Origin of the sequence: Nocardioides taihuensis (assembly GCF_042657275.1) — a bacterium.
In the GTDB taxonomy this organism is placed as follows: domain Bacteria; phylum Actinomycetota; class Actinomycetes; order Propionibacteriales; family Nocardioidaceae; genus Nocardioides; species Nocardioides taihuensis.
The window spans coordinates 208,545-220,502 of sequence record NZ_JBHSKD010000018.1 but is presented as its reverse complement, the minus strand read 5'-3'; the positions used below and the strand labels follow the sequence as shown (position 1 = coordinate 220,502).

The 11,958-nt window shown below is 70.5% G+C and carries 14 protein-coding genes; 5 read left to right on the top strand and 9 right to left on the bottom strand.

What is annotated here, in order from left to right; genetic code table 11:
• Nucleotides 1-156 precede the first annotated feature (156 nt).
• Entirely contained in the window at nt 157-486 is a 330-nt protein-coding gene (locus ACFPGP_RS14950; RefSeq protein WP_378591458.1) for a DMT family transporter, read from the top strand.
• Here the strand turns inward: ACFPGP_RS14950 and ACFPGP_RS14945 are convergent, their stop codons facing one another.
• Nucleotides 487-1,200 (bottom strand): type 1 glutamine amidotransferase, encoded by a 714-nt coding sequence (locus ACFPGP_RS14945; RefSeq protein WP_378591457.1) that lies wholly within the window; start codon nt 1,198-1,200, stop codon nt 487-489. It lies immediately after the preceding gene.
• Nucleotides 1,201-1,303: 103 nt separating this feature from the next.
• On the opposite strand from ACFPGP_RS14945, the gene ACFPGP_RS14940 reads away from it, so the two are divergent.
• Together ACFPGP_RS14940 and ACFPGP_RS14935 are read left to right on the top strand one after the other, a co-directional pair.
• Nucleotides 1,304-2,269 (top strand): PDR/VanB family oxidoreductase, encoded by a 966-nt coding sequence (locus ACFPGP_RS14940; protein ID WP_378591455.1) that lies wholly within the window; start codon nt 1,304-1,306, stop codon nt 2,267-2,269.
• A gap of 14 nt (nt 2,270-2,283) precedes the next feature.
• Nucleotides 2,284-3,327 (top strand): Rieske 2Fe-2S domain-containing protein, encoded by a 1,044-nt coding sequence (locus ACFPGP_RS14935; protein WP_378591454.1) that lies wholly within the window; start codon nt 2,284-2,286, stop codon nt 3,325-3,327.
• Nucleotides 3,328-3,349: 22 nt separating this feature from the next.
• Here ACFPGP_RS14935 and ACFPGP_RS14930 read toward each other — a convergent pair whose 3' ends face one another.
• The 3 genes from ACFPGP_RS14930 to ACFPGP_RS14920 all read right to left on the bottom strand — a co-directional run bounded on the left by ACFPGP_RS14930 (nt 3,350) and on the right by ACFPGP_RS14920 (nt 6,590).
• Entirely contained in the window at nt 3,350-3,814 is a 465-nt protein-coding gene (locus tag ACFPGP_RS14930; RefSeq protein WP_378591452.1) for a hypothetical protein, read from the bottom strand.
• Nucleotides 3,815-3,930: 116 nt separating this feature from the next.
• Entirely contained in the window at nt 3,931-5,196 is a 1,266-nt protein-coding gene (locus tag ACFPGP_RS14925) for a cytochrome P450 (protein WP_378591451.1), read from the bottom strand.
• 41 nt (nt 5,197-5,237) lie between these two features.
• Complete coding sequence (locus ACFPGP_RS14920) at nt 5,238-6,590, bottom strand: glutamine synthetase family protein (RefSeq protein ID WP_378591449.1); 1,353 nt, start codon at nt 6,588-6,590, stop codon at nt 5,238-5,240.
• 127 nt (nt 6,591-6,717) lie between these two features.
• Between ACFPGP_RS14920 and ACFPGP_RS14915 the strand changes: the two genes are divergently transcribed.
• Nucleotides 6,718-7,524: an acetoacetate decarboxylase family protein gene (locus ACFPGP_RS14915; RefSeq protein WP_378591448.1), complete on the top strand. Its 807-nt coding sequence runs from the start codon at nt 6,718-6,720 to the stop codon at nt 7,522-7,524.
• A 10-nt stretch (nt 7,525-7,534) separates the two neighbouring features.
• Nucleotides 7,535-8,032, top strand: coding sequence for a MarR family winged helix-turn-helix transcriptional regulator (locus ACFPGP_RS14910; RefSeq protein WP_378591445.1), 498 nt, complete (start codon nt 7,535-7,537; stop codon nt 8,030-8,032).
• A gap of 4 nt (nt 8,033-8,036) precedes the next feature.
• On the opposite strand, the gene ACFPGP_RS14905 is transcribed toward ACFPGP_RS14910, so the two are convergent.
• From ACFPGP_RS14905 to ACFPGP_RS14885, 5 genes are all read right to left on the bottom strand, one after another.
• Nucleotides 8,037-8,990 (bottom strand): TIGR03619 family F420-dependent LLM class oxidoreductase, encoded by a 954-nt coding sequence (locus tag ACFPGP_RS14905; protein WP_378591444.1) that lies wholly within the window; start codon nt 8,988-8,990, stop codon nt 8,037-8,039.
• A 13-nt stretch (nt 8,991-9,003) separates the two neighbouring features.
• Nucleotides 9,004-9,267 carry a DUF2218 domain-containing protein gene (locus ACFPGP_RS14900; RefSeq protein ID WP_378591442.1) on the bottom strand — a complete coding sequence of 88 codons (264 nt, stop codon included), beginning with the start codon at nt 9,265-9,267 and terminating at the stop codon, nt 9,004-9,006.
• Nucleotides 9,268-9,352: 85 nt separating this feature from the next.
• Complete coding sequence (locus ACFPGP_RS14895) at nt 9,353-10,084, bottom strand: gamma-glutamyl-gamma-aminobutyrate hydrolase family protein (protein WP_378591441.1); 732 nt, start codon at nt 10,082-10,084, stop codon at nt 9,353-9,355.
• 20 nt (nt 10,085-10,104) lie between these two features.
• Entirely contained in the window at nt 10,105-10,965 is an 861-nt protein-coding gene (locus tag ACFPGP_RS14890) for a fumarylacetoacetate hydrolase family protein (protein ID WP_378591439.1), read from the bottom strand.
• Between the two features lie 15 nt (nt 10,966-10,980).
• The gene (locus tag ACFPGP_RS14885) at nt 10,981-11,931 is read right to left on the bottom strand and encodes a DODA-type extradiol aromatic ring-opening family dioxygenase (RefSeq protein ID WP_378591438.1); all 951 of its coding nucleotides are present in this window, start codon (nt 11,929-11,931) and stop codon (nt 10,981-10,983) included.
• Between the last annotated feature and the right edge of the window lie 27 nt (nt 11,932-11,958).

The following is an 11,958-nucleotide window of genomic DNA, read 5'->3' as shown; positions in this document are numbered from 1 at the left end:
CGCGGGTCAACCCGTGAATTGGTCCTCGTCGGACCGAAATATCCGTCCGAAAGCGGACAAAGAGGTCCGGTGGTCGCGGGGCTCGCGGCGCAGCTCACCGGCTGAGAGGCTGTGCATGGCGTACGCCGCACCGCCGTGCGTCCGGAGGGAGGACCGGTGAACGTCTACCTGCTGCTGGGGCTGGCGATCGTCTCCGAGGTGACGGGCACGCTGGCGCTCAAGGCGTCCGACGGCTTCAGCCGCCTGGTGCCCAGCGTCGTGGTGGTCGCGGGCTACGCGATGTCGTTCGTCCTGCTCGCGATGGTGCTCAACCGCGGCATCCCGGTCGCGGTCGCCTACACGATCTGGTCGGCGATCGGCGTCGCGCTGATCGCGGTGCTCGGGTCGGTTGTCTTCGGCGAGCACCTCGCGCCGCTGCAGGTCGTCGGCATCGGCCTCGTCGTCGGCGGCGTCGCCGCGATCCAGCTGGGGGCCGGCGCGTCCTGATCAGTGCCCGGTGAGCTCCGAGACGCGGTCGAGGAAGCCGTCGACGAGAGCAGCGGCGCGCGTCCGTCCGGCCTGCTCCCGCTCGACGGTCTCCGCCAGGAGCTCGTCGGGGTCGCGTCCGTGTGCGCGCGCGACCTGCGCACCGCCGTTGGTCAACCAGAGGTCCAGCATCGCCGCGTCGAGCTCGGGATGGAACTGCACGGCCAGGTTGCGGCGCAGCACGAACGCCTGGGACGACGCGTCGTTGCGGGCGATCTCGCGGGCACCCCCGGGCAGGTCCCACCGGTCCATGTGCCACTGGAACCACGGCCCCTCGCCGACGAGTGACGGGTCGTCGGTCCGGACAGGTGCCCATCCGATCTCCGCCCGCTCGGCCGGTACGACGGCTCCCCCGTGCGCCGCGGCGACCAGCTGGCCGCCGAAGCAGATCCCGAGCACCGGCACACCGCTCGCGTCGGCGTGGCGCAGCAGGTCGAGCTCGTCCGACACCCAGGACCCGATGCGTTCCTCGTCGTACACCGACCACGGCGCACCCATGGCCACGACCAGGTCGAAACCGGCGACGTCCGGGAAGACCGTGCGCACGTCGGGCGTGAAGTGACGCGCCTCGGGGACCACCTCGTGGAACACGATCTCGACGCCGCACTCCTCGAGCCTCCGGCCGACGGCCCCGGGAGGCGACACGTGGTCGTGCTGGATGACGAGAGCGCGCACGAGTAGCTCCTCAACTCTTTACGGGGGACCCGCGCCAAGGCTACTGTTCGGGTCCGAACGATTCAATGCCGAGCCCCTGGCCACTGCACCGAGCGGACACGACATGACCCAGCCTGCCGCCACGCTGATGAGCGAGTTCGAGACCGAGGTGACGGTCTCCCGGATCGACCACCCTGCCGAGGGCGTCTCCCTGCTGACCTTGACGGACCCGGCCTCGGGCCACCTGCCGCCGTGGACGCCCGGGGCGCACATCGACCTCCTCCTGGGCGCGGACCTCGTGCGCCAGTACTCCCTGTGCAGCAGCCCCGCGGCGAGCGACACCTACCAGGTCGCCGTGCTGCTGACCCCGGACTCCCGTGGGGGCTCGGCCGCGGTCCACGCGCTGGGCGAGGGCAGCCGGCTCACGATCCGGGGCCCCCGCAACCACTTCCCGCTGGTGGCGTCGAAGGGCTACGTCTTCCTCGCCGGTGGCATCGGGATCACGCCGATCCTGCCGATGATCGAGGAGGCCGAGGCGGCGGGCGCCGACTGGCAGCTGCACTACGGCGGTCGCAGCCGCGCGTCGATGGCCTTCACCGACCACCTCGAGAAGTACGGCGACCGCGTGCACCTCGTCCCCCAGGAGGAGGCGGGCGTCCTCGATCTCGGGACCATCCTCGGCACGCCCGCCGACGACACGCTCGTGTACTGCTGCGGGCCGGAGCCCCTGCTGGCCGCGGTCGAGGAGCGGTGCACGAGCTGGCCCGCCCACGCACTCCATCTCGAGCGCTTCTCGGCCAAGCCGCGCGAGGACGGCGACAACTCCGACTTCGAGCTCGTGCTCCAGCGCTCGGGGATCACGCTGCAGGTGCCCGCGGAGACGACGGTCTTCGACGCCATGCGGAACGCCGGCGTCAGCGTGCTCGGCTCCTGCCTCGAAGGCATCTGCGGTACCTGCGAGCAGATCGTCCTCGAGGGCGAGGTCGACCACCGCGACTCGGTGCTCGACGAGGAGGAGCAGGAAGCCAATGAGTGCATGATGGTCTGCGTCTCACGCGCCCGCAGCACGCGCCTGGTGCTGGACGCGTGAGGGGAGGAGGAGCAATGGACGTCTCCCGTGCCGGCACCGACGTGCCGCTCAACGCCTGGTACGCCGTGGCCACCTCCGAGGAGGTCGGCCGCGCCCCGCTCGCCCGCCGGCTCCTGGGCCACCGCGTCGTCCTCTACCGGACGACGGGCGGCTCCGCGGTGGTGCTCGAGGACCGCTGCGCCCACCGGCCGGTCCCTCTCAGTGACGGACGGCTCGAGGGCGACGACATCTACTCCGGCTACACGGGCTTCGGCTACGCCCCGGACGGCCGCTGTGTCGCGGTGCCGACGCAGGAGAACGTGCCGTTCGGCGCCGCGGTGCGCTCGTTCCCCGTGCACGAGGACGGCACCTTCGTCTGGGCCTGGGGCGGCGAGCCCCGCCTGTCCGGCCTCCGGCCACCGCCCGACACCTCCTGGCTGCGGTCGCCCGAGTGGACAACGTTCGGCGACGCCCAGACCACTGCCGCCGCGGCCTCACTGCTGCGCGACAACTTCGCCGACATCACCCACGTGGTACAGCTCGACCCGGCGATCGCTCCCCCGGTGCTCGACGACGGGCCACCCCCGCCCCTGGAGGTGCAGGTCAGCGAGACCACGGTGACCTTCTCACGCCACTTCCCCGCCAGCCGCCTGGCGCCGTGGCACGCCCAGGTCCTCGAGCTGCCGGAGGACGCCACCCACGAGCAGCACGAGGAGGGCGCCTTCGTCTCCCCCGGCCTCTGGGTCGACCGCTGGTCGGTTCTCGTCAACGGGTACGGCGATCGCGACGGGGCGCACACCTTCGTGTTCACCCACGCGCTGACGCCTACGTCACGACGTACCACGCAGCACATCTGGCGCGTCAGCCGGAACTTCGCCTCGAGCGCCGCCGCCACCGGCACGCTGCAGCCGATGCTGGCGGCGTACTACGCCCGCGTGCGAGCCGTCCTCGAGCAGATGCAGGCGATCCTCGACGAGGAGGGCCCCCGGGCCGAGGTGGCGACGACCGCCGACGCCGCAGTCACCCAGGTGCGGCGCATCGTCCGTCGGATGGTCGAGGACGAGTCCGGGCGCCGCTGAGGCGCCGCCCGGGCAGCGCCGGTCAGCCGGCGCGCTCCCAGACGACTCCGGAGGGATCGGTCAGCGTGTCGCTCGCCCCGTCGTACGCAAAGAAGGAGCTGATCCTCTCCCGCGGCAACGGGTTGCCTCCGCGCACGCACACCAGCGTGCCGGTCATCGACACCCCGTCCTCGACCGTCACGCCGTGCCCGACGAGCTTCGCCGGCGGACCACCACAGACGCCCGTGGTGAAGTCGTCACGCAGGGTCATCGCGTAGACGGGTGCCCCGGCGCCCCTGATGCGCAAGGTCTGGTGGCTGCCGTCGAGGTCCGTCGACGTCCACGTGCCGGCGAGCTCTCCACCGCCCGCCGAGGCCGCAGGCGCCAGCGCACCGGACCCAGCGGCAACGATCCCGGCCACGACGACGGCGGTCGCGGTCCTGCGTCGCCACCCGGGTCGCCCATCTCGGCGGACCTCGGCATCGGCACTGCTGCTGGTCGCGTTCATGCGGCCTCCTCCACTGACGGGCTCCCCGCACCTGTCAGGGTGCACCCGTCCGGCCGCTCGTGGCATGCCGCACGGTGGTCAATTTCCGAGCGGTGCAGACCAGGCCGCCTGCACGCCTAGGCCGGGACGACGCGGACCGGGAAGGCCTTGATGCCGTTGACGAAGTTGGAGCGGATGCGACGGACGTCGCCGGTCAGCTCGATCTCCTTGAGCCGCGGCAGCAGCTCCTCGAACATCAGCCGGATCTCCATGCGCGCGAGGTTGTTGCCCAGGCACAGGTGCGGGCTGCCCTTGCCGAACGTCATGTGGTCGACGTTCTGACGGGTGACGTCGAGCTTCCAGGGATCGGGGAAGACCGACTCGTCGCGGTTGCCCGAAGCGAACCACATGACGACCTTGTCGCCCTCCTTGATCTCCTTGCCGCCGAGCTCCACGTCGCGCGTCGCGGTGCGCCGGAAGTGGTACACGGGCGAGGCCCAACGCAGCAGCTCCTCGACGGCGTTGGGGACGAGCCCGGGCTGCTCCTGGAGGAGCCGCAGCTGGTCGGGCTGCTGCATCAGGGCGAGCATGGCGTTGCTGATGGCGTGGCGGGTGGTCTCGTTGCCGGCGATCACCAGCAGCGTGAAGTAGTGGTTGAAGTCGAGCGGCGAGAGCGGGACACCGTCGTCGGGCAACCGGTTGGCGAGGATGCTCACCAGGTCGGTGCCGTCGCCTCCGGTGCGCGCCTCCTTGAGCGCGTTGCCGTAGTCCCAGACCTCCAGCACCGTGGGGGTGCGGAACGGCAGGTGCTTGTACTCCTCGCTGTCAGGGAGGTCGGCGCGGTGGTCGGTGAAGTCGGGGTCGGTGTTGCCGACGAACTCGTTGCCCCAGGCGATCAGCTGGGGCGTGTCCTCCGGCGGTACGTCGAGCAGCCGCGCGAGGACCTGGATCGGGAAGTCGGCGCTGATCTTCTCGACGAAGTCGAACTCCGACTCCTCGAACGCCGTGTCGATGGTGTTGCGGGTCAGCTGGCGCAGGAAGCCCTCGTAGTTCTTCATGAGGTTGCGGGGCGTGAACTCCCGCTGGATCAGCCGGCGCATCGCCTGGTGGCGCGCCCCGTCGGTCTCGAGCAGCGAGCGCCGCTTGTCGAGGAGCGCGTCGTCGAGCTCCTCGAGGTTGACGAACTTCTCGGAGGTGAAGGTGTCGGAGTCCTTGTCGACGGTCCAGATGTCGTCGTACCGGGTGATCGCCCAGAACCCGTGGTTGGGTGACGGCTCGGGGTTCCAGTGCACGGGGTCCTCGGCACGGAGGGTGTCGAGCTGGGCGAACCCGCGCAGGTCCGCGAAGCCGTCGATGTCGGAGAGGTCGACCTCGGACAGGGGTACAGGGTCAGGACGGGTCACGGTTCCTCCTCGTGGGACCGGCGAGCCGGAGGGTCGGTGGCTCAGATGTGGTACGTGTACTCGTGGAACTCCCAGTCGGTGATCCACGTGTTGAAGCGCTCGATCTCGTCGCGCTTGTAGGACAGGAACGTCTTCACGAATGGCTCCCCGAGCAGTGCGGCGAACTCCGTGTCGGCCTCGAGCGCGTCGAGGGCCTGGCCCAGGGTCTGCGGCAGCTTCGCGGAGCGGGACACGTCGTACCCGTAGCCGACGAGCGGCTCTGGCGCCTCGGTCTTGTTCTGGATGCCCAGCAGCGCGGCAGCGAGCATCCCGGCGATGGCGAGGTAGGAGTTGGCGCTGGCGTCACCGAGGCGCAGCTCCATGCGTGAGGCCCGGCCGCGCTCGGGCGGGATCCGCACCATCGCGGAGCGGTTGTCCATGCCCCAGTCGATGAGCCACGGCGCCAGCGTGTCGGGGCCGAAGCGCTTGTAGGAGTTGATGGTCGGGTTCGACACCGCGGCGAGCGCCGGCGCGTGCTCGAGGATGCCGCCGACGGCGTGACGGAGCAGGTCGGACAGGCCGTCGGCGCCGTCGGGGTCGTCGAAGAGCGCCTGCTCCTCCTCCGACCAGATCGAGAAGTGCAGGTGGTAGCCCGAGCCTCCCTCGTCGTTGAAGGGCTTGGGCATGAACGTCGCGAGGTGTCCCTGCTGGCGGGCGAGCTCCTTGACCGCGATCTTGAAGCGGTGCGCGCGGTCGGCGGCGTCGAGCGCCTCGCCGTGCCAGAGGTTGATCTCGAACTGGCCCGAGGAGAACTCGTGGTTGGCGGAGATGACCTCGAGGCCGTAGTTGCCGAGGAGCCGGAGCGCACTGAGCAGCACGTTCTGTGGGTCGCCCTTGAGCCCGGAGGTGTAGACGTTGCCGGTGCCCTCGCCGTACCGCTTCCAGCCAGAGTCGGACGTCGGGCTCTCCTCGAGCAGGTAGAACTCCAGCTCCGGGCCGACGACCGGGCGGTAGCCGAGCTCGGCGTACTTCTCGCACACCTGGCGCAGCACGTACCGCGGGCTCTCCTGCGACGGGGTGCCGTCGGGGTTGTAGAGGTCCGCGATGCAGTGTGCGACGCCGGGCTCCCACGGCACCGCCTGGAGGGTGGCCAGGTCGGGGAAGGCCTGGATGTCCGGCAGCCCGTCGGACAGGCCACCGTCGATGTCGACCACCCCGCCGCGGGGCGTCGTGCCGTACACCGACCGGCAGAAGGCGACGCCCGCGCCGACGGTGCGGGCGAAGCGGTTGACGAGGACGTCACGACCGCGGTCGGTGCCGATGATGTCCGCGTATCCGAGCCGTACGACGTCGATGCCGTCGGCAGTCAGCTGTTCCTGGGCAGGCTCCAGGCCAGTGGTGTCGAAGTGCGCCACGTGTGCTCTCCCGGGGATCGTTTGGCTCCGAACAATACAGAGTGATGCAGACCACGACAAGGGTTCCTTTCGCACCGGGCAGGCGCTACCGTACGGAGCCAAACGATCTGCCGCCAGGAGCTCCCGCATGACCCAGATGAACGGCTTCTTCTTCCCCCGCACGGCCTCGGGGGCGGCGTCCCTGATCCCGTCACCGCCGTGGTACTACTCGGGCGACCTGCTCACGGTGGAGTACCGCACGGACCCGGACCGTGTCGCCGAGCTGCTGCCCGCTCCGCTGGAGCTCGCGGCCGAGGACCCCGGCGCGGTGGCGCTGATCTGGGCCGACTGGCAGTCGTGCTCGTCGAGCCGCGAGGAGCTGCTCGACCCGGTGCGGTCGCAGTACAAGGAGGCCTTCGTGGTGGTCCGCTGCTCGTTCGAGGGCCGCACCTACTCCCGCTGCGTCTACATCTGGGTCGACAAGGACTTCGCGATCGCGCGCGGCATGCACCAGGGCTACCCCAAGAAGCTGGGCCAGATGTGGCAGACCCGGCCGCACGCGTTCCCACAGGCGTCGCCGCAGATCGGCCCCGGCGGCAGGTTCGGCGCCACGCTCGCCGCGGCCGATCGTCGGCTCGCCGAGGCGGTCGTGACGCTCCGCGAGGAGTCCGACACCAACGGCTTCGTCAACGGCCACCCGATGGCCCACCATCGCGTCTACCCCGACATCGCCGGTCAGGGAGACGCCTACGCCGAGCTGATCGAGTCGGGGGCCAGCGCGTTCCAGGGAGGTCAGGCCTGGCGCGGCGACGCCGAGCTGAGGCTGTTCGAGGCACCCACCGAGGAGCTCGCCCGTCTGGAGGTGGACGAGGTCATCGGTGGGTACTTCCGCCAGGTGGGCGTCGAGTGGAACGGAGGGCGTTCCCTTGCCCACCTCTCGGGAGGCAGCCTCTAGGCTCTGCGCCATGCCGGACAAGCACACGCTGGAGGAGGCCGAGCGCGCCACCCGCGACCGGGTGGAGCACCTGCCCCTCGACTTCGCCTCCGCCCACGCCCTGTCCAGCATGTTCCGGGCCTCGAACGCCGTCCGGACGCACCTGACCAACGAGGTGCTGCGCCCCCACGACCTGACCTGGACCGGCTTCCTCGTGATGTGGACCCTGTGGATCTGGGAGTCCATGGAGACGCGCGACGTGGCCGAGTCGGTGGGCATCAGCAAGGCGACGCTGACCGGCGTCGCCAAGACGCTCACGACGCGCGGTCTCGTCGAGCGGATCCCGAGCACGGTCGACCGTCGGCTGGTGAACCTCGAGCTGACGCCGTCCGGCATCACGCTGATGGAGCGGCTGTACCCGGAGTTCAACGCCATCGAGTCGAAGATCGTCGCGGACCTCTCCCCTCGTCAGATGACGCTGCTCACCAACCTCCTGCGCAAGATCGTGGAGACGACCGAACGGCTGTGAGCGGTCAGCTCTCCCGACCCGTGGTGGAGGCCATGCGAGCGACCCGGTCGGTGAGCTCGTCGTAGAAGGCTGGAAGGCCAGCCCGGTCACGGACGAACATGGCGGGCTTGAAGCAGATCGTCGTGAAGCCACGGCGCAGCTGCCCGGGCAGGGAGGAGAGCGCGTCGCCGAGGTCGGCGAGGTCGTCGCTCGAGCGGAACGTCCCGCGGATGCCACCCACGAGCTCCAGCTCATCGAGGTCACGTCCCGCCCCCCGCATCGCGGACGCGAGCACTGCCAGGTCCCCGTCGGTGAGCGGACCGAACGGGTTCAACCCTCGCCCGTGGCGGACCAGACGCCTGATCAGCGGAGGATGCATTCCCTGTCCGCCGAGCCAGATGGGAGGCCCCTGGGGTGTGTAGGCGCCGGGCTCGAGCCACACGTCGTCGAAGGAGAAGTACCGACCCTCGTGCCGGATCGGGAAGGGACCCCAGGCCTTGGCCAGGATGTCGAGCTGCTCGTCGAGGATCTTGCCCCGTTCGGTGAACGGCACGCCGAGCGCGGCGTACTCGTCGCGGCTCCAGCTGACCGTCGGCAGGACGACGAGGCGGCCGCGGGAGAGCAGGTCGAGGGTGCCGAGCTCCTTGGCCAGCAGGAGCGGATGGCGCAGTGGCGCGATGACGGCGCCGGCCACGATCCTCAGCCGTTCGGTGGCCTGGGCGATCGCGGACATCACGACCAGACTGTTGGGCCACGGGTAGTCCGGCGACTGGTTGCCGGGCGCGGCGTAGTCGCGGGGATTGGCCATCTCGCCGGCCGCGCCCGAGTCGCGGCCGAGGACGACGTGCTCGCTGAGCATGACGCCGTCGATGCCGTGTGCCTCGGCCTCGACGGCCATCTCCACCAGGGCGCGGGGGTCGTGGGTGCCGGTGAGTGCCTCGTTCTCGGTCAGCACCAGGAGCAGGCGGACGTCGGTCACGGGACGGATCCGCTCAGTCCGACCACGTGACGGTGAGCCCGTCGCGCCGGCCGAAGCGCGCCAGGTGGTCAGCGACGAGCTGCCGGAAGCGCTCGACATCGCCCCCCTCGGGCACGGACGCGACGACCTCCAGGCAGCCGCTGGCCGGCCGGGGCACCGCGGTGCTTCCGCCGTCGAAGGCGATCGACGTGACGCCGGAGTCGACCGTCACCTCGGCCTTGCCCGACCAGTGGCCGGCCAGCTGCCTGGCGTAACGCTCCGGCCGCGTTGTGACCATGGATCCGTGACGAGCCTGCATGAGAGGTCCTTCTCTGGAGGTGGTGGCGACGAGCTCGCGCCGAGCGAGGCTGACGTCCTGGAGATCATCGGGAGGCGTCGACCAGGGCGCGGAACAGCGCGAGCTGCTGGGGGTCGTCCGCCCAGGTGTCCTCGGGGTGCCACTGGACGCCGAGGAACCAGCCCGGGGATCCCCCGAGCTCGACGGCCTCGATCACCCCCTCCTCTGCCCGCGCCACGACGTGCAGCCCACTGCCGAGCTCGGCCAGGCACTGGTGGTGGTAGCACGACGCCTCGACCTTCAGGCCGACCACCTGACCCAGCAGGGATCCCGGTTCGACCTCGATGTGGTGGCGGTGGTGGCGGTGGTGTCGCATCTCGCCGTAGGCGTGGTCCATGTCCTGCACGACCGTGCCCCCGCGTGCAGCGTTGACGACCTGCAGGCCGCGGCAGATCGCCAGCAGCGGGATCCCGCGCTCGAGGCAGACCCGCGCGACCGCGAGGTCGAAGGCGTCCTGCTCCACGTCGACGTCGTACAGGGTGGGGTGCTCGGGCTGGCCGGTCCAGCGGCCCGCGAGGTCGCCACCGCCGGGCAGCAGGACGCCGTCGGCCATCTCCAGTCGCCCGGCGACCTCCACGTGGTCCGCCTCGCCGCCCGGCGCGTGGGGGTGCATCACCAGCGGCTCACCGCCTGCTGCCCAGACCGCCTCGACGAGGTTCCGCGACGTCACCTCGGCGGCGTACCGAAGCGCCGACGCACGCTCCGAGAACCGCGCCGGGACCGCGATCCGCGGCCGGCGACCGACCCCTGACGTCACGGCGTCCCCTCGCCCGTCGGTCAGTGCGACGGCGGCAGCGGCTTGCGGATCCCGCGGAACTCCCAGTCACCACCCTGGGCGGTCGAGAGCACCTCCTCGGACTCCGTGGGCTGCGCACCGACGTCGCTGCGGATGGGCGTGGGACCGGAGACGATGTGGTTGCGGAGGGTGCCGAGCCCCTCGACCTCGACCTCGACCACGTCGCCGGGGTACACGGTCCGCGAGATCGCGGGCGTCCCGGAGAGCAGGAGGTCGCCGGGCTGGAGCGTGATCGTCCGGGCGATGTCGGCGACGAGGTAGTGCATGTCCCACTCCATCTCGTCGGTGTTGCCGTCCTGGCGGACCTTGCCGTTGACGAGTGTGCGGATGGCCTTGCCTCGGAAGTCCCAGCCCTCGACGACCCCCGGCCCCACGGGACACAACGTGTCCGCCCCCTTGACGCGCAACATCGACCCGGAGTCGGTGTCGCGGAAGTCGTGGAGGCCGTAGTCGTTGGCCACCGCGAACCCGCGGATGTAGTCACCGGCCTCGGACGGGGCGATGTTGCGGCAGGTGCGACCGATCACGATGGCGATCTCGCCCTCGTAGTTGAGCCACTGGCACCCCTCCGGACGGACGACGGCCGCGTCGTGGGAGTTGAGCGCCGACACCGGCTTGTGGAAGTAGGTCGGGGCCGGCGGGAGCGTCGTCATCATCTCCTCCACCCGGGAGATGTAGTTCAGGTGCACGCACACGATCTTCGAGGGCGTCACCGGGGGCAGGTGCGTCGCGTCGGGGATCGGCACGGTGCGGCCGTCGCCCGCGACCAGCTCCTCGCCGCGACGAACGACGTCGACCGGGTTGCCGTCGAGCAGGATGCGCCGGGTCTCGCGCAGGGTCATCGGTGTCCTCGGGCTTCAGCCGGCGGCCGGCAGGTCGGGGCCGCCTGTCTGGCGGACGTAGTCGGGGTCGACGGGGGTGGGCTTCGGCCGCGGGAAGCCGTCAGCCGGCCGGTCGAACCAGAGGTGGACCTGGCCGGTGCCGATCGAGTTCTCGTACTCGCCGTACTGCCGCGCGGCGGCGGTGCAGGCCTCCTCGCCCAGAGCGCCGATCATCATCAGGTAGTGCGCGAACATCGACTCCGGGCGGAACGGCATGAACTCCGGCATGGTCTCCAGGACCCGTTTGTGGTCCCCGGCCTTGAACCACCCGATGCGCTCCTCGTCGGCCGCGCGGGCCTCGGGCGTGCGGATGCTGCCGAGGTCGGCGCTCTCGTGGTCGCGCAGCTGGCGCAGCTTCCAGAACGTGTGGGACAACGCTCCGGAGGCGACCAGCAACACCCTGCGGTCGGTGCCGGCGATGGCGTCACCGAGCACCCGGCCGGCGCGGAGGAAGTCCTGCATGTCACCGGTCTGGGCGACGCTCACCGAGACCCACCGCTTGTCGAGGCCCTCGCCGAGGAACTTCCACAAGTTGAGCGTGGCGTAGTACATGGGCAGGTACGGGTCGTCGATCGCCGTGACCCACGTGGAGTGCTGCCGGTCGAGCTCGTCCATCTTCCAGGCCAGCTCGGGGTCGCCACGCCAGTCGTAGGGGATGCGGCACATGCCGCGCGGCAGCTCCTCGGCGGTGAAGAGACCGGCCCGACGGTCCTGCGCGGTCACCACGAACTCAACGGTCGTGAACCAGTGGGAGTCGAGCACGACCACCGTGTCGTAGTCGAGAGTCTCGAAGACGTCCGCGCGGAGCTGCTCGAGCGCCGGACCGAGTGAGAAGTCGCGTCCGCCGTTCAGCGCGCGGCGGGTCTCCTCGGGCAGCATGATGGTCGGGACGTGCGCCAGGATTCCGGCGCCGACGACTTCACCCATGGGTTCGGGGTCCTTCCGGTGTCAGGT